General features: G+C 37.4%; 16 protein-coding genes. All 16 read left to right on the top strand.

Annotated elements, in window-relative coordinates; genetic code table 11:
* Positions 1–402: 402 nt before the first annotated feature.
* Complete coding sequence (locus tag MQE36_RS16900; RefSeq protein ID WP_242937149.1) at positions 403–975, top strand: RNA polymerase sigma factor; 573 nt, start codon at positions 403–405, stop codon at positions 973–975.
* Positions 976–977: 2 nt separating this feature from the next.
* Entirely contained in the window at positions 978–1,169 is a 192-nt protein-coding gene (locus tag MQE36_RS16895) for a hypothetical protein (RefSeq protein WP_242937148.1), read from the top strand.
* A gap of 21 nt (positions 1,170–1,190) precedes the next feature.
* On the top strand, positions 1,191–2,009 hold the full coding sequence (locus tag MQE36_RS16890) for a mechanosensitive ion channel family protein (protein WP_242937147.1): 819 nt from the start codon (positions 1,191–1,193) through the stop codon (positions 2,007–2,009).
* Positions 2,010–2,778: 769 nt separating this feature from the next.
* Positions 2,779–6,426 (top strand): metallophosphoesterase, encoded by a 3,648-nt coding sequence (locus tag MQE36_RS16885; RefSeq protein ID WP_242937146.1) that lies wholly within the window; start codon positions 2,779–2,781, stop codon positions 6,424–6,426.
* Between the two features lie 107 nt (positions 6,427–6,533).
* Positions 6,534–7,628: a sensor histidine kinase gene (locus MQE36_RS16880; RefSeq protein WP_242937145.1), complete on the top strand. Its 1,095-nt coding sequence runs from the start codon at positions 6,534–6,536 to the stop codon at positions 7,626–7,628.
* Positions 7,625–8,947 (top strand): sigma-54-dependent transcriptional regulator, encoded by a 1,323-nt coding sequence (locus MQE36_RS16875; RefSeq protein ID WP_242937144.1) that lies wholly within the window; start codon positions 7,625–7,627, stop codon positions 8,945–8,947. Before MQE36_RS16880 ends, MQE36_RS16875 begins: the two co-directional genes overlap by 4 nt.
* Positions 8,948–9,279: 332 nt before the next feature.
* Positions 9,280–10,554, top strand: a complete 1,275-nt coding sequence (locus tag MQE36_RS16870) for a Glu/Leu/Phe/Val family dehydrogenase (protein WP_242937143.1) — start codon at positions 9,280–9,282, stop codon at positions 10,552–10,554.
* A 24-nt stretch (positions 10,555–10,578) separates the two neighbouring features.
* Complete coding sequence (locus MQE36_RS16865; protein WP_242937142.1) at positions 10,579–10,998, top strand: GreA/GreB family elongation factor; 420 nt, start codon at positions 10,579–10,581, stop codon at positions 10,996–10,998.
* Between the two features lie 4 nt (positions 10,999–11,002).
* Positions 11,003–11,368, top strand: a complete 366-nt coding sequence (locus tag MQE36_RS16860; protein ID WP_242937141.1) for a hypothetical protein — start codon at positions 11,003–11,005, stop codon at positions 11,366–11,368.
* Positions 11,369–11,548: 180 nt separating this feature from the next.
* Positions 11,549–11,689 (top strand): helix-turn-helix domain-containing protein, encoded by a 141-nt coding sequence (locus tag MQE36_RS16855; RefSeq protein ID WP_242937140.1) that lies wholly within the window; start codon positions 11,549–11,551, stop codon positions 11,687–11,689.
* 193 nt (positions 11,690–11,882) lie between these two features.
* Positions 11,883–12,059: a histone H1 gene (locus MQE36_RS16850; protein ID WP_242937139.1), complete on the top strand. Its 177-nt coding sequence runs from the start codon at positions 11,883–11,885 to the stop codon at positions 12,057–12,059.
* 934 nt (positions 12,060–12,993) lie between these two features.
* The gene (locus tag MQE36_RS16845; RefSeq protein ID WP_242937138.1) at positions 12,994–14,016 is read left to right on the top strand and encodes an XdhC family protein; all 1,023 of its coding nucleotides are present in this window, start codon (positions 12,994–12,996) and stop codon (positions 14,014–14,016) included.
* The gene (locus MQE36_RS16840) at positions 14,009–14,614 is read left to right on the top strand and encodes a nucleotidyltransferase family protein (protein ID WP_242937137.1); all 606 of its coding nucleotides are present in this window, start codon (positions 14,009–14,011) and stop codon (positions 14,612–14,614) included. The genes MQE36_RS16845 and MQE36_RS16840 overlap by 8 nt, the downstream gene beginning before the upstream one ends.
* A 120-nt stretch (positions 14,615–14,734) precedes the next feature.
* Positions 14,735–15,142 carry a hypothetical protein gene (locus tag MQE36_RS16835; protein WP_242937136.1) on the top strand — a complete coding sequence of 136 codons (408 nt, stop codon included), beginning with the start codon at positions 14,735–14,737 and terminating at the stop codon, positions 15,140–15,142.
* A 19-nt stretch (positions 15,143–15,161) separates the two neighbouring features.
* Positions 15,162–15,998, top strand: a complete 837-nt coding sequence (locus MQE36_RS16830; RefSeq protein ID WP_242937135.1) for a restriction endonuclease — start codon at positions 15,162–15,164, stop codon at positions 15,996–15,998.
* A complete protein-coding gene (locus MQE36_RS16825) occupies positions 15,998–17,380 on the top strand; it encodes an MBL fold metallo-hydrolase RNA specificity domain-containing protein (RefSeq protein WP_242937134.1) in 1,383 nt (460 codons plus the stop codon). Before MQE36_RS16830 ends, MQE36_RS16825 begins: the two co-directional genes overlap by 1 nt.
* The last annotated feature ends 31 nt before the right edge of the window (positions 17,381–17,411 follow it).

The following is a 17,411-nucleotide window of genomic DNA, read 5'->3' as shown; positions in this document are numbered from 1 at the left end:
TTTACTCGATCATTGAGATTTAAATGCACCGACACTTGTCCTTGTGAAATAGTCCTGACGGAATTTCATAGGGCTAGCATCGAAATATTTTTTTAGGTTTTTCTTTAAAGCCTCGTGGACTTGCTCCGGGGTAATTAACTCTTACCAAAAGTTCTGTCAAGAATGATATAAGATTCTTTTTTATGGTAAGTCACTTAATCATAGTGCTTTATTCGTGTATAATTGTGAATTGATTCGAAGAGAATTCACAACTCTCCTCCAAGCCCCTGAGTATTTTAAATCATACTTAGTATGTAAAAGTGTAATTTTGAAATAACCATTAAAAAAGCATGTTAAAAAGTGACTTGGGAGAATCCTTTGTGTCTAAATGTATGGTAGCACTATATTAATAATCCATTAAGTTTGGAACAAGCAGATATTGATAAGAATATAGCAGACGAAGAACTAGTCAGGAACATTGTTAAAACCAATAACACACATTTATTTGCAATATTATACGACCGGTATGCTAATGTTGTTTACAATAAATGTCTGAGCTTTTCTAAATCTACAGAAGAAGCACAAGATTTGGCGCATGATGTTTTCGTGAATCTTTTTGTAAAGCTCAGGACTTTTCAGGGAAAATCGAAATTTTCAACCTGGTTGTACTCATTTACGTATAATTTCTGCGTGAATTATGTGCAGCGGGATCTGAAGAAGCGTAAAGAGAAGTTTGTGAATACAGATGAAATGAACCGCTATTCGGAAGAATTGGCAGAAATAAAAGATGAAGACATCTTTGAACTGAAATCGGATAAACTGGAAAAAGCTTTAAAGATCATAGATCCGGATGATAAAATGATCCTGTTGATGAAATATCAGGATGATTTTACGATAAAAGAAATTAAAGAAACCTTGGAAATTGGTGAAAGCGCAGTTAAGATGCGGTTGAGCAGAGCTAAGAACCGATTGGTTGAGATATATAAAAAACTTTAGCTATGGAAAATCCTTTTAAAAAAGTTATTCATAATGAAAAGTTACCGGAAGTTATCAAAGAAAAGGTGATGAATGATGTTGCCTTGATTAAACTGACTCTCGATATGGCCGATCTGTTTGCAGTTAAGTATCCCGGTTCGGTGGAAGAGCTCATGAAAATCACCAGAAATGATAAAAAAAAGAACAATAATTAATCCCTGTAAACCTCTATAGAAATGAAAACTACATTAGACTTAAGACTGTTAGAAAACCTATTGGAAAGTATTTATAAAGTGACACCCAAAATACTAGGGGGAATAGTGCTGATCATTCTTGGTTGGTTAGTTTTAAAATTAGTCTTGTTCATCTTAAAAAAATCTTTGAAATTGACTCGAATAGACGAGTTGGTTGCCAAATTTTATGATAAAAATCCGATTTTTTCATCTGCTGTAAAAATAGAGCCAACCAAAGTCATACTGTTTTTTGTAAAATGGTTTTTGATTTTGGTATTAGTTATCATAGGAGCAGATATGCTGGGGCTAACAATGATTTCAGCCGAAATAGGGAAACTAATAGCTTACCTGCCGAAATTTATCAGTGCGATATTGATTTTTATCCTGGGAATATATGGTGCCGGACTTTTAAGAAATGCATTGGCTTCCATGATCAAGGCTTTTGACCTTAACGGATCAAAAGCGATAAGTCGTATTGTATTTTATGTTCTGGTGGTTTTCGTTTCTATCATGGCGTTAAGTCAGGCGGGTATCGATACCAGTGTAATTACAAGTAACCTGTCTCTTATATTAGGGGCTTTCCTGTTGGCTTTTACCCTGGCATTGGGACTAGGCTCAAGGGATGTGATATTCAGATTGTTATTAGGTTTTTATTCGCGTAAAAATTTCCAGATCGGTCAACAGATCAGAATAGATGATACAGAAGGGGAGATCATAGCTATTGACAATATATGTATGGTTCTTTTATGTGCAGATAACCAAAAGATTGTATACCCTATTAAACAGGTAGCCAGTAAAAAAGTTGAAATATTAGGACAGTAAACGATCTGTAAGCTAATCTGATGAAGTTCGTTTGGAAATATCTCATAAGGGGAGATCGAGAATGGTTCTTTTAAATACCGACCTGACAGAATTTTTTTTGGGGAAACGAATAGGGTAACAGGAATTTTAAACATTTTAATATAATCACATCTGTTTGTAGATTGTTGTTAATGAGTTTTTATATGTGAAGGAAGTGCCGCACAAATAAAAAAGATTTTTTTAAAATAAAAATGTGACCATTATCGTTTGGGCTGTGTCTAAATTGTAAAGAAGGAAATCTAAAATACCCAAAGCTCATGGAAAACCTTATGTTAAAAATATTTTTGTTCCTGCAAATTATTGGTATTCTAATCTTGTTGGTGTTAGGAGTAAAAAGCCTGATAAATTATAGAATACTGAAGAGTAGATATTCTAGTTTGAAATAGATAGATAATGAGTGTTACAGTAGTAATGCATAAAAATATTTAAGAGTACATGGTTTCATAACTATGTAGTTTGGTTTATTTGGTTTAAGGTCCGGCATCATGCCGGACCTTATTTATTAACAGGTTTCCGGTTGGTCATGACATCATCACATTACCTTTTTATACCTCTGTAATATAGTTGATACTGACATTGGAGGAAACAGGTTCTCCCTTCCGGGGAAAATTGATATAATACACTTTCAACCCTGTATCAACATTTCCGGACAGTTCTGACTCAGGTAATTTTGATGTATCTTCGCAATGATTATGGTTGTTTTCTATATGGTTAACTAAATCAATTGAGTATGAGACGCTTATTTGGGATTGCTATATTCTTTATTTTTATTTCCTGTGCTACATTTCAAACAATACCTGAAATTGATGTTGAAAACAAAACAACAGATAAGGTTGTTCGTACTTTTTATCTTATCGGAGATGCGGGCTATCCTGAAGGCGGTATGGCTCCAAAGGCATTAAAGGTACTGGAAGGGAGACTGGGCGGGGCAAATAAAAGTGATGTGCTCTTATTCCTGGGCGACAATATTTATCCTAGCGGACTTCCTGATGAGAATGATCCCGGAAGAAAGAATGCAGAACTGGCATTGCAATTACAAATTGAAGTAGCTCGGAAGTTTAAAGGTGATTCATATTTTATTCCGGGTAATCACGACTGGTATAATGGGGTTAAGGGCCTCAAAAGACAGGAAGAGTTCGTTGAACAACAATTAGGAAAGGATTCATTTTTACCAGAGAATGGTTGCCCCATAGAAAAGGTTAATATAGACGACAATACTGTACTTCTTTTGGTTGATTCACATTGGTATATCACAAACTGGAACAATCATCCTACCATTAATGATGATTGCGAAATAAAAACAAAAGATCATTTTCTGGATGAATTTACGAGTGAAATAAAGAAAGCAAGAGGAAAAACTACATTGGTAGCTATTCATCACCCGATGTTTACTAACGGACCGCACGGTGGGAGTTATTCATTAAAAGAACATTTTAAGCCTCTGCCTGTAATAGGAACTTTAAAAAATATTTTGCGAACAACCACAGGAGTCGTTAATGCCGATATATCCAACTGGTTTTATAACGATTTACGTAAAAAACTGATTACTGCTGCCCAGCATAATGAAAATGTCATTTTTATTTCAGGACATGAACATAGCTTGCAATACATAGAAGCAGATAATTTAAAACAGGTAATAAGTGGTTCGGGATCAAAAAGTACGGCCGTTCGACATAGAAGTAATGGTGATTTTGGATATCCTGCAAATGGTTATGGGATATTGAAAATATATGAAAGCGGAAAAGTTGATTTACAGTTTATAGACGGGGCTACAAGTAAAGTAGTGTTCAGCAAAGATTTAGTTTTACCAAAAACCAAATCTCATTTTGAGTATAAAAATCGGTTTGCTGATTCTGTACTTGCTTCCGTTTATAAGGAGGAAAAGATTTCAAGGTCTGAACTTTTTAAGTTTTTTTGGGGAGAGCGCTTTACTAAGTATTTCAGCACTCCTGTAAAAGCTAAAACAGTAAATCTCGATACGTTGTTTGGTGGGCTTAAACCGGTTAGAAAAGGAGGAGGAACACAGTCCAGGTCACTTAGATTAATCAATCCGGAGGGAAAACAATATGTCATGAGGGCGGTACGAAAAAGTGCCACACAATATATACAGGCAGCTGTTTTTACCGACAACTATTTGAAAGGTCAATATGAAAACACAGGCACCCAACGGTTAATAGAGCATGTTTTCACAGGCTCTCACCCTTATGCCCCTTTAACGATTGCTACATTATCAGATGCTGCGGGTGTATACCATTTAAATCCATCGTTATTTTATATTCCAAAACAATCTGCGTTGCAACAATTCAATTCAGAATTTGGAGATGAATTGTATTTACTGGAAGAACATGCTTCGAAAGGACATAAGGAACTGGCAGGGAATAACTTTACAGGAGATATTATCAGTACGATGGATGTAATTGAAGAAATCCATTCCGATGAAGATGTAATAATAGATCAGGAAAACTATATCAGGGCTCGTTTGTTTGATATGTTGATAGGAGATTGGGACAGGCATCACGACCAATGGCGATGGATGGAATTTAAGGAAAACGGGAAAAAAGTATATAGGCCATTACCACGAGACAGGGATCAGGCTTTTTCAAGAATGTCTGACGGGTTTATGTTGGGAACTGCTGTAAATTTAATTCCTGCGGCCGGTTTGTTACGTAAATATTCGCCTGATCTTAAAGATGTAAAAGGAATTAATGTAGAACCATACCCACTTGACATGGCATTTTTGACCGTTCTTAATAAAAAAGACTGGGATGCGGAAGTAAAACATATACAGGAGCGGGTTACGGATGAGGTAATTGACCGGGCGATGGCTCAGATGCCTGATGAAGTTCAGGATGAAACTGTTTCCGAGATCAAGTATATATTAAAACAACGCCGGGCCAATTTACAGAAAATAGCCGATCGCTATTATAAGTTAACGAGTAAATATGGAGTTGTTACGGCAACAAATAAAGACGATCATATTCAGGTAGATGCAAAGCCGGACGGAACTGTTGAGGTTAATGTCTATAGAAAAAAAGACGATACGGTTAAAGATAGATTTCATCATAATGTGTATAAGCCCGGAGAAACCAGGGAATTGTGGATCTATGGGCTGGATGATGATGATACCTTTGTCGTAACAGGTAAAAGCAGGCACATAAAGATAAGGTTGATTGGCGGACAGAATAATGATGATTACAAGGTGGAAAATGGTAGAAATATTATAATCTATGATTATAAATCAAAAAAGAATAACCTAGGAGGAGCTACTAAGGCAAAAATAAATCTTACCGACGATTACGAGGTTAATGTTTATGATTATAAAAAGTTAAAAGCAAATACCAACCAGGTAGCACCCCTGTTAGGGGCCAATCCTGATGATGGACTTAAGATAGGGTTTACAGATACATATACAACGTATGGTTTTGAAAGAAACCCTTTTACTTCCCGGCACCAGCTTAAAGCCGCTTACTATTTCGCAACCAACGGTTACGAGTTAAATTATTCAGGTGAATTTGCCCATATAATAGGAGGATTGAACCTGGGTATGGAGGTCCGGTTTAACAGCCCTAATTTTAGCCTGAATTTTTTTGGTTACGGTAATGAAACCGAAAATCCTGACGACGACCTGGGATTAGATTACAACAGGGTTAAGACCAGAACCCTGCGTTTAAAGCCGGAATTGATATGGAATTCAGGTCGGGGAGCTGTTCTGTCTTTTGGAGGAAGTTATGAATCTATCGAAGTTCACGACACAGATAACAGGTACGTGTCAGAAAATAATGTTTTACCTGATTATGTGTTCGATGAAGTGCAGTTTGCAGGACTTCATACCCGGTTCAGTTTTATAAATTACGATAACAGGGCGTACCCGACCAATGGGATCAACTTCTTGCTGGAGGCAGGTTACAAGAAGAACCTCGACGCCGGAGATCGTTCCTTTGGGTATTTAATATCAGATGTAGGACTGGTACATAAAATTGATTATAGCGGAAAACTGGTGCTGGGAACCCGTTTTAAAGGACATTTCAATTTTGGAGATGATTTTGAATTTTATCAAGCAGCGTCAATAGGAGGGACAGACGGTCTAAGAGGTTATAGAAATCAACGTTTTACAGGGAAAAGTGCCGTTTACCAGAATACGGACTTACGTTATAGTTTTAACAGGGTCAAAACCGGTTTTATACCTATACGCTTGGGTTTATATGGAGCGTTTGACTATGGAAGGGTATGGTTTACCGGAGATGAATCTAAAAAATGGCAGCATTCGTACGGAGGAGGATTGTTTGTTAATGCCACAGAAATGATCTCTGCAAACCTGGGGGTTTTTGATTCGTCAGATGGTATACGGGTAGCCTTTACATTGGGTTTCGGGTTTTAAGGAAAAAGATGGAAAGGAAAGAAAAGCAATGACAGCACTTTTGATAACAGCTGTTGATATTCCAGGTTAAATAACATGTATATTTGTAAGAAGATATTGTAACAGAAATGACTTCTATCGAGGAAAAACTAAAAGAGCGTATTAAAGAATTAACCTGTTTATACGAGGTAACCTCTATTGTTGCCAATGCAAACTACAGCGACATTGAATCTTCCCTTAAATCGATAAGTTTTTGTGTTAAAAAAGCATGGAGATATCCGAAAGAAGCAAGTGTAGAAATAAAAACAGCACAATTTTGTATAAATACCGAAGGGTTTCAACCTTCTTCCGTATTTCAAAAGAAACCCATTAAGGTATTTAATCGGGAAGAAGGTTCTATAACTGTTTTTTATCCCCCTGACCGGCACAGTGTCGATGATTTTCTGGCAGAGGAAGAACAGTTGCTTCAAAATATAGGGATCGAGATCGGAAATGTACTGGAGAGAAAGCAGATTAAAGAAAATGAGCAACGTATTCAACGACAAATAGAGCGTAACGACCGATTGACGATTCTGGGAGAGATAACAGCGGGAATAGCCCACGAACTCAATACGCCGCTGGCCAATATTCTGGGGTATTCAGAATTGCTGAGATCAAGGCTGGGCAGTCAACCAGAGGTGATTTCAGACCTGGACAAGATCATCAACAGTACCATCTTTTCAAGAGAAGTCGTAAAAAAGCTCATGTTTTTTGCATGTGAGATGCCCCAGGAGATGAAACAAGTTAATATAGTACCGGTAGTAAAGGAGGCCATAGAGCTATTGAAACCGGTTTTTGTAAAGAACCACATTAATTATAAGTTTCATGCCAATAACGAGAAAATAGACCTGAAAGTCGATACGATCCAGCTTACCCAGGTGGTTTTTAACCTGGTATTGAATGCTATATATTTTTCACCAAAGGACGGATTGATAGAGATTATCTTAGACAATCAGGCAGAGAAGGTCCAGCTTAGGATCAGTGATGAAGGATCGGGAATAAATGAAGAAGCAGATAAGATTTTCGATCCGTTTTATACCACCAAGCCTGTCGGTGAAGGTTCCGGACTGGGACTTAGCGTTGTTCATGGCATTATAAAAAGTCATAAAGGAATTATCAAACACCAGCCCAATCAGCCAAAAGGCACTGTATTTATTGTAGATTTCCCAAAACTGAATCCATGAGTTTACAAAAAGAAAATATACTTGTAGTTGACGATGATATAAATATCCTGGAAATGTTACAAAGACATTTACAGTCACTCCATTATCATACTTACAAGGCTATTTCTGTAAAGGAAGCCGTAGCTATTTTAAGAGAAACCGATATCGATTTGTTAATAACCGATCTTAAAATGCCGGGAATTGACGGCCACGAACTGGTTAAGTATGTTTCTGAACACTACCCGTTAATTCCGATTTTGGTTGTTTCCGGATACCCGTCTGTAAGTGATGCGCTGGATGTCATTAAGTCCGGAGCCATAGATTATTTGGTAAAACCTTTTACGCATGAAGAGCTGAGACAGGCCGTTTTAAAATCGTTTAAAGGAAGTAAGAAGTCCAAAAAAAGCACTGCGAATCAACAGACCAGTCATACAGCCTATGGTGAATTAATTGGTAATTCGCCGGAGATACAAGAGGTGATCGAAATTATCAGCAGGGTGAAGGATAATAAAGCCACGATTTTTGTGAACGGAGAGAGTGGTACCGGTAAGGAGTTGGTGGCAAGAGCCATTCACTATACCGGTAAATTCTCAAGATCGCCATTTATAGCTGTGAATTGCGGGGCTATACCAGAGAATCTTTTAGAATCAGAGCTGTTTGGTTATGTAAAAGGAGCTTTTACAGGAGCAAACGAGAACAGGCAAGGATTTTTTCAGGCAGCGAATCACGGAACGATTTTTCTGGATGAAATAGGGAATGCTTCTCTGGCAGTGCAATCGAGGTTGTTGCGTGCATTACAGGAAAAAGAGATAACAAGGATAGGTTCACAGAAGGTAGAAAAGGTAGATCTGAGAATCATTGCAGCCACCAATAGCGACTTAAAAGAACTTATTGCAAAGAAACAGTTTCGGGAAGACCTATACTACCGACTGACGGTTGTACAGATAAACGTACCTCCTCTGCGCGATCGTAAAGCCGATATTCCGTTGCTGGTGGATAAGTTCATTAAAAAGTACGGACCGGAGTATAAGGACCGGATTACTCCGGTAACAAAAGAAGCTTTGGTTATCCTCGAACGGTATGATTGGCCCGGCAATATCCGGGAGCTGGAAAACGTTGTACAACGCGCCATTATTATGTGCGATAAGACGATTGAAGTTAAAGACCTTCCCGATAATATTAAATACAAAATAGACTTTACAGATAATGCCCTGAAACCGCTCAAAGAGATGGAAAAGGCCTATATCCTGAAAGTATTGGCTGCCGTAGGTAACAATAAGACAAAAGCAGCCGAGATTCTTCAAATTGACCGAAAGACCTTAAGGCAAAAAATTCAATAATAATACCGGTGAATATCTCCCCGTCCGGGGATATTTTCCCCGGTATTATTCTACGGATATATTTTATAGGTCGATGTAATGTGTTGTTATTCAGTTTTTTAAATATTTTTTCTTAGACGCTTGAATTCTATGGCACATGGATTGCCTTAGTATGGTAAACTTATTAGGAACAAGCCATGAAAAAAAAGGTAAATATCTGCACGACTTGTATCAATTTATCACATTGTGTATTCCATAATGGAGCGGATATGATATGGTCGTGCAGTGAGTTTAGTACAGAAGAAATAAATTAAAACAAACATAACACACACAACAGAACAAAAATTTCAGTAATGGTTACAAAAGAGAAAAAGAAAGGTATGTTTGAAAATGTAATTCAACAATTCAATACTGCCGCAGACCAGATAGATTTAAACCCAAACATTCGAAAAATATTAAGCATTTCTAATAATGAATTGATCATACGCTTCCCGGTTAAAATGGATAATGGGGAAGTAGAAATATTTACAGGATATCGTGTTCAGCATAATAATGCTCTGGGCCCATATAAAGGAGGTTTACGTTATCACCCGACGGTTGATATCGATGCTGCAAAAGCCCTGGCAATGTGGATGACCTGGAAAACATCGCTTGCAGGGCTGCCTTATGGAGGCGCTAAAGGTGGAATTCAGATAGATCCTTCAAAATATTCCCAGGCAGAATTAGAAAGAATTACAAGAAGATTTACGTATGCTTTGGGTGAAAATATTGGTCCGGAACACGATATTCCTGCACCGGATGTAAATACGAACCAACAGACCATGGCCTGGATTGCCGATACCTATATGTCGACCAAGGCTCCTTCCGAAAGGTCAAAGAACCAGCATGTTGTAACCGGAAAACCTGTGGGGTCAGGTGGATTGGAAGGAAGAGACAGAGCTACCGGTTATGGGGTATTTCTCAATATAAAATTTTGGGCAGAAAAAAATAAAGTAGATCTGTCAGGAAAGAAGTTTATAGTACAAGGTTTCGGAAATGTAGGTTACTGGGCTTCGTACTTTCTGGAAGCAGAAGGAGCCCGTCTGGTTGGAGTACAAGATGCGTATGCTACGGTAATAAACGATGAGGGAATTAGTGTAGAAGAGTTATTGAACTATGCTAAAAATAATCAGGGAAGTATAAAAAACTATCCTGAAGCATCTGAAATTTTAAAAGATCAGTTTTTTGAAATTAATGCGGATATCTGTATCCCTGCTGCTTTAGGAAATCAGATTACAGAAGAAAATGCAACTAAAATAAAAGCATACTTAATTGCAGAAGGAGCAAACGGCCCAACGAATTTTGAAGGAGAACAAATCCTTCTCAATAAAGGGGTGCAGATTATTCCGGATGTTTTGTGTAACTCAGGAGGTGTTATAGCGAGTTACTTTGAGTGGCTTCAAAATAGAAACGGCGAATTGTGGTTACTGGATGAAGTACTTGAAAAATTAGAAAAGAAATTAAGAACTGTTTTTGAAAATGTATGGAATACCTCCAGCGAGCACAATATAAGCATGCGTAATGCTGCATTTGGTATCGCCATAGAGCGTATAGAAAGAGCATATATTCAACGAGGGATTTTTCCTTGATGTTAATAAAAAAACACCTGAAATATGAAATATGAGGGAATTGTAATAGAAAAAAAAGAGTTCGTCATTTTAAAGCGACTTTTAAATACAGTCGGCTATTTTAATGAAGACTCCAGGAGTAAATCAATATACAGGCTTAAAAGCGAACTGACAACAGCTTTAGTGTACAGCGAGGAATTTATGCCTAATGACGTCATACGCCTGAACTCTTTAATCACCATTGAATCGGGTGAAAACTGGCAAAAGCAATTTACTTTAGTGATGCCTTCAGACGGTGATTTTAAAGCTGATAAGGTTTCAATTCTAACCCCTATGGGAGCAGCTGTAATGGGATATGCCAAAGGAGATATTATTGAGTGGGAACTTCCAGGAGGCCCCAAGCAAATTAAAATTACAGAAGTTAAGCAGCCGTCAGGTTTTATTGATGCCAATATAATATTATAATGCAATGAGCACCTTTTATGAACACGATTCAGTAGAAATGCAAATCCTTAAAAAGGACTTTATTGAAGTTTCATCATGGATTGAACATTTAGAACATATAGCGAAAGAACTAACAACCCTAAGAGATATTGCCGGCCAATACCTCATTGAGCATGATCTGGAACCGTCGTTCGATGTTTATATACAAGAGAACGGAACAGAGATAAGTACGCTATATAATTACAGGCTCTCTCTGGAAGGACAGATAGAATGTCAGGATATGGATTGTGATACATATTACAAAGACGAACATAAGGCAAAAAGAAATAAATATCAGGAAACAGTTGAAAAATATCATGTATTAAAAAATAAAGTTATTGGTAATCTTTAAATACAAGGGTTAGTTTTAGGTTAGTTATTCCAGTTGTTTGATTACCATGAAACCGGGGTTCTGTTTTAAAAAGTTCTATAAATCATATTTTTTGTTGAGCATACTTTCTCTTCATATTCACTATAGGCCCCGGTTGTTTTTCTGCTAAAAATGAAAATATTTTACAGCCAAGCAAAACAAATGAAAAAGAAAACATACACCAAAGAAGAAATATTAACAATAGTCAAAGAAAATAAAAACGGGAAGAGCTTGCAGGCAATTGCCAAAGAGTTTAACCTTGACAGAAAGACTTTATATTATTGGGTTGAGTTGTATGGTTAGCATAATTTGCTGAAATTTATCTAATTTGATTATGAAGAACTGCAAATTGTGCTTTTTAAAGAAAAATCATATGGATTGATATTAAATAAGTTAGCTCGCATTCTGTGTACTTGTTGAATTTTTCTTTTAAAATCAAGCCTTATAAATGCCAAATAAATTTATTTTAGCACTATAATTTAAAACACGTAATTTCATGAAAGATTTATTAGAAAGAATTGAATCAGAAATTGAAACTTTCAAAAGCGAAGCAACATTACAAGTTGAAAAAGGAAACAAAGCTGCAGGAACAAGAGCACGAAAATCAGCTTTAGAATTGAGTAAACTTTTTAAAGAGTTTAGAAAAGTTTCTGTCGAAGAGTCAAAAAAATAATATAAAGGCCGGGGTTATAATCCGGCCTTTTTCTTTTCAATATCATATCCTTCCCTTTTAAGGATATAAGTGTAAAATACGCCTTTTAATATTTTATCTAATATATGTGCATTTCATCGATTATGATCTGTGCTTATTGCGTTTGAAGCGCTATATTCGGCCTGAATAGATTTAATGTTCACTTCTATACGGGCGCCGGGTAAGTTTGGGTAAACATAAGCGCCCGTATTTTTTATTCTCCGGGTAAACTACCTCGGGGCAAACCCACGAGAGGGCCAAGTGTAAAGAAAAGGTCTGGTAGCCCTTTTTAGCGATGGAATGAGCTGGCGCATGGCAAAACATTTCGCCGAAAGCCCTATGAGATTCCGCTCAGGAGGATTTCACAAGGGCAAGTCCAATGAAATTTTTCACAAGGGCAAGCGTCGGAGCATTTAAATCTCGATGATCGAGTAAATCTTACACTTATAGTCAATCGTGGTCAGGTATGAAATTATTCCCGGAACAGAGTTCTGGAAGTTCTGATTTTCGGTATAAATGAAAAGAGTTTTGATAATACCTTTGCATGCTGTTAATAACAGCAGAGTATAGACCTGAAAATATCAGTAAAGGGCGAATACCATCCTTAGTAAACCCCAGAAAGTCTGTTCAAAATCAGCTACTTCCTTACAGATACTTCTATACCCTGTTATGCTGAGTGCCCCTTGTTTTCCGGATATTCGTTTTGAACCTGCAAAATATCGGTCCTTTGCCGGGTTTTGATTTCTTGTACGGTCAGGATGACTGTCAGGATAAGCTGTTTTCTCAAAAAACAGGGAGTGTTATTCAGTTTCTCTCAACTTTTAGAATGCCAGGACAAATACTGTAAAAGTTACTCCGGGATCAAGTAATTTAATATTCCTATCTTTAGTATTGACAATTTATGTTTTTTATAAAAATGACACACGAATTCATTCGACTTATTAAAGTAGCGAGAAGTAAAAAGAAACAAAAAAGTAAATGTGTACTGGCTTCAATAGTGTACCTGGATGGCTCGTCATACAGAAAACCCGGCGTAAGGATGCTGATCGACGAAAATGGCAGCACTACCGGAGCGGTTAGCGGGGGATGTGTTGAAAATGAAATTTGCAGAAGATCAGCATCTGTGTTTGAAACCGGGGAGGCTAAGATAATTACTTACGACGGAAGATATCGCCTGGGCTGCGAAGGGATATTATACATCCTTATCGAACCATTTGATGTGCCTGACGACCTGTATAATGCGTTTTTGGAACATATTGAAGCGAGAAAGCATTTTCGGCTGGATTCTTATTTTAAAAAAGAAGATGAGGCCGTTGGCGGTCTTGGCTCCGTTCTGTCTTTGGATATTAACAACATATACAAGTTTTCTGAAAACAAGATAATAAACGAAGAGAATCAATTATTCACCCAACATTATCATCCCAGGTTTAAATTATTGATCATCGGGGCAGAGCATGATGCTGTCAAGCTTTGTTCGATGGCTTCACTGATTGGATGGGAAGTTACAGTAGTGTCGTCTATGAAAGACCCTAAGTCGTTATCTGATTTTCCGGGGGCGACCAGAGTATTGGCTGAAAATCCGGATACAGCGGACCTGTCTGATTCAGACCTGCAGACAGCAATCGTATTGATGAATCATAATTATGCACTGGACCTTCAGTATCTGATAAAGCTTCATAACTTACAGTTTTGCTATTTGGGACTTCTGGGATCCTCAAGGAGGTGGGAGCGTTTACAGGATGAAATATTAAACTATGTTCCTGACGTATCGCTTACTTTTTTTGAGAAAGTATACAGTCCTGCCGGATTGAATATAGGCTCAGAGACACCGGAAGAGATTGCTTTGTCAATCCTTTCGGAGATCTTATGCATAACCAGAGATAAATCTCCTTCCTCTTTAAGAAACTTGAATAACAATTTTGTATCCAGGATTGAATAATATAGCCATCCTCATATTAGCAGCAGGTAGTTCCTCAAGAATGGGAGCACCTAAACAATTATTAGCTGTTGGTAATCAAAAAATGATATCGGTAATAGTGGGTAATGCTGCAAAATCGAAGGCTGGTAAAATATATTGTGTTTTAGGAGCAAAAGCAGAGGAAATTCAGAAAGATATAAAGCGATCCGGTGCAGAGGTTATCTACAATGCTGATTGGGAGAAGGGACTTGGATCGAGCATAGCAGCTGGAGTAAAACATATGTGTTCAACAAAAGAACAACTTGACGGGATACTTATTATGCTGAGCGATCAACCCAAAGTAGATGAAGTATACTTAAATAATATGATCAGATTATTTAAACAAAAGCCGGATAAAATTATTGCTTCCAAATATCAATATAGGTATGGTGTGCCTGCGCTTTTTCCTTCGGCTTACTTTAAGTTATTGATGCAGTTGGAAGGAGATAAAGGAGCGCGTAGTATTCTCAATAAAACCCATAAAATGAATGTTGAGACTCCGGGAGATTCTGAATGCTTAGACGATATAGATACCCCTGAAGACTATCATAAATTTTTAAGTCTTAATTCCAAATTGTAATTTTATGGTATTGATAATAAGTTGTTTATGGTTGACGAATGTCATTTTGTGCCTGCCTGAAATATCCTAAATTTGATGACAGCCCTTTAAATTTAATAGTAACATTTGAAAATTGGAGTTATGGCAACGAATATTGGAATTTGGATTGATAAAATGAAAGCGTATGTTGTATCCATTAACGGAGCAGATAAAAGTGTAGAAGTCGTTAACTCAGACGTAGAAAATTACCATCCCGGAGGTGGTTCCCGATCAAAAACCAAATGGGGGCCTCAAGATGTAGTTCAGGACAGTAAATATACCGAACGAGAAAAACACCAGCTAAAAAGATACTTCGATGAGATAGTGCGTAAGTTGCAAAATGCAGATGCGGTAGCGCTGTTTGGGCCAGCCGATACAAATTTAAAATTAGCTAAATATATAGAGCTACACTACAAATCGCTAGCTTCAAAAATAAGAGGAGTTGAAAAAGCAGACAGCATGACCGAAAATCAGCTTATGGCTCTGATAACAGATTATTACAAGCCATAAAACCATACAATTTTTTAGCATGGAAAAAGAAAAGAGCTTCAAAGTACTGAAACGTTCGGGAGAAGAAGTGGGTTTTTCTTTTGATAAACTAAGGGCTTCTTTAAGACATACTGGGGCTGAACATGAATTAATTTCTACAATTGTTGATACTGTGAGTGATGAGTTATATGCGGGTATTACCACTGAGGAAATTTATAACCGGGCTTATGCCATGTTGAAAAAGAACAGGTCGGTATATGCCTCGAAGTATAAATTAAAAAAGGCTATATATGAACTTGGCCCTACCGGATTTCCTTTCGAAAAATTTATAGGGAACATTCTTAAATATTCAGGGTACGAATGTACCATTGGGGCTATTGTAGAGGGCGCCTGTGTAGATCATGAAGTCGATGTTTTAGCATACAAAAATAACTCAGTATATATGGTAGAGTGTAAATTTCATTCCGATCCATCAAATAAATGTGATGTTAAGATTCCATTATACATAAATTCCAGATACAAAGACATACAACGCAAATGGAATTCAAATAATACTAAAAGATTAAAAGAAGGATGGGTAGTAACAAATACCCGCTTTACAAAAGATGCTATTCAGTACGGAGAATGTGCAGGCTTGTACCTGATGAGCTGGGATTATCCGGCAGCCAATAGTTTGAAGGAAAGGATCAATCGACTGGGGCTGCACCCGGTTACGTGTTCTACGCTTTTATCCAGAAGAGAAAAAGATTTCCTTTTAGAACATGGAATAGTTTTGTGTCGCGATCTGATAACACAGGAGTTTATGTTAGACCATATGGGCGTATCAGATGAAAGGAAAGATCGTATTATTTCGGATATGAAACAACTGTGTAATTGATGGGCAATAAAGAGGTTAAAATCCATTTTCTCGGAGCCGCCGGAACAGTAACAGGTTCTAAATATCTTTTAGAGGCTGATGATTGCGTTTTTATGGTAGACTGTGGCTTTTTTCAGGGAGAAAAACTCCTAAGAGAAGAGAACTGGAAGCACCTTCCATATGAAGCATCTCAGATAGATTATGTACTAATAACGCATGGGCATCTAGATCATGTAGGTTACTTGCCCAGATTGGTGGCTCAGGGTTTTAAAGGACGTATTTTAGGAACAGCCCCAACATTGGCCATTACCAAAATAATTCTTGAAGACAGTGCTAAAATTCAGGAGGAGGAAGCCAAAAAGGCCAATGAAGAGGGGTATTCGAAACATAATCCTGCGCTGCCATTGTATACCCTCGAAGATGTAACTGCCACGCTTAGTCTTTTTGATGTGCAGTGTAAAGATGAATGGATTGCTTTGTCGCGAAAGATATCTGCCCGATTCAGATATAATGGTCATATTCTTGGGGCCACTTTTATAGAAATAGATATCTGCGGAAAAAGTTTTGTTTTCTCTGGTGATATAGGCAGAAAACAAGATGTTTTACTTTATGAACCTGATAAACCTGAAAAGGCAGACTATCTTTTTTTAGAATCTACCTATGGTGATCGTTCACATCCTCAAGAAAATGTAGAAGATCAATTGGTGAAAATTATTAATGATACGATTTACCGAAGAGGAAATTTAATCATCCCCAGTTTTGCTGTCGAACGGGCTCAAACGCTACTAATAATATTATGGAGACTTTATAAAAAAAACAAAATACCCGATATTCCGATTATTATCGACAGCCCTATGGGAGATCGTGTCTTGGATGTATTTCTTACATACGGTACATGGCACAAAATAGATGTTGACGAATTTAAGGCAATGATTAATCATGTACGGATAGTCTCATCTTACAGGGAGACCTGGGAAATCATAGACAGCAACCGGCCTAAAATAGTTATCGCAGGAAGCGGAATGGTTACCGGAGGACGCGTATTAACGTATTTGCAACAACTGATAGGTAAAGAAGGTACTACAGTTTTACTGGTAGGATACCAGGCAGAAGGAACAAGGGGGCGGGATTTGCTGGATCGTAAAAAAGAACTCAGGTTTTTTGGAAGGAACTATGCTGTAAATGCACGTATAGAGTACATATCATCATTATCAGCTCATGCCGACCGGGAGGAGTTATCAGGCTGGTTATCAGGTCTTAAAAAAAATCCGGAAACCATTTACCTGGTCCACGGAGAAGCACAGGTAATAGAACAGTTTAAAAAGGAAATTCAGGAAAAATACAATTTCAATGTTTACATCCCTCGCCTTTATGAGGTATTAACAGTAAATCTAGAATCATAATAGATTTTCTTTTCTTTTATTTCTATAATAT

Source organism: Zhouia spongiae, from assembly GCF_022760175.1.
In the GTDB taxonomy this organism is placed as follows: domain Bacteria; phylum Bacteroidota; class Bacteroidia; order Flavobacteriales; family Flavobacteriaceae; genus Zhouia; species Zhouia spongiae.
This window is presented reverse-complemented; position numbering and strand designations above follow the sequence as displayed.

Excerpts from the sequence above, each read along its gene's own strand:
- MQE36_RS16865 (WP_242937142.1), top strand. The coding sequence starts at position 10,579 with ATGAAATATGAGGGAATTGTAATAGAAAAAAAAGAGTTCGTCATTTTA.
- MQE36_RS16885 (WP_242937146.1), top strand. The coding sequence starts at position 2,779 with ATGAGACGCTTATTTGGGATTGCTATATTCTTTATTTTTATTTCCTGT.
- MQE36_RS16875 (WP_242937144.1), top strand. The coding sequence starts at position 7,625 with ATGAGTTTACAAAAAGAAAATATACTTGTAGTTGACGATGATATAAAT.
- MQE36_RS16830 (WP_242937135.1), top strand. The coding sequence starts at position 15,162 with ATGGAAAAAGAAAAGAGCTTCAAAGTACTGAAACGTTCGGGAGAAGAA.
- MQE36_RS16870 (WP_242937143.1), top strand. The coding sequence starts at position 9,280 with ATGGTTACAAAAGAGAAAAAGAAAGGTATGTTTGAAAATGTAATTCAA.
- MQE36_RS16850 (WP_242937139.1), top strand. The coding sequence starts at position 11,883 with ATGAAAGATTTATTAGAAAGAATTGAATCAGAAATTGAAACTTTCAAA.
- MQE36_RS16845 (WP_242937138.1), top strand. The coding sequence starts at position 12,994 with ATGACACACGAATTCATTCGACTTATTAAAGTAGCGAGAAGTAAAAAG.
- MQE36_RS16835 (WP_242937136.1), top strand. The coding sequence starts at position 14,735 with ATGGCAACGAATATTGGAATTTGGATTGATAAAATGAAAGCGTATGTT.
- MQE36_RS16860 (WP_242937141.1), top strand. The coding sequence starts at position 11,003 with ATGAGCACCTTTTATGAACACGATTCAGTAGAAATGCAAATCCTTAAA.
- MQE36_RS16855 (WP_242937140.1), top strand. The coding sequence starts at position 11,549 with ATGAAAAAGAAAACATACACCAAAGAAGAAATATTAACAATAGTCAAA.
- MQE36_RS16880 (WP_242937145.1), top strand. The coding sequence starts at position 6,534 with ATGACTTCTATCGAGGAAAAACTAAAAGAGCGTATTAAAGAATTAACC.
- MQE36_RS16890 (WP_242937147.1), top strand. The coding sequence starts at position 1,191 with ATGAAAACTACATTAGACTTAAGACTGTTAGAAAACCTATTGGAAAGT.
- MQE36_RS16825 (WP_242937134.1), top strand. The coding sequence starts at position 15,998 with ATGGGCAATAAAGAGGTTAAAATCCATTTTCTCGGAGCCGCCGGAACA.
- MQE36_RS16895 (WP_242937148.1), top strand. The coding sequence starts at position 978 with ATGGAAAATCCTTTTAAAAAAGTTATTCATAATGAAAAGTTACCGGAA.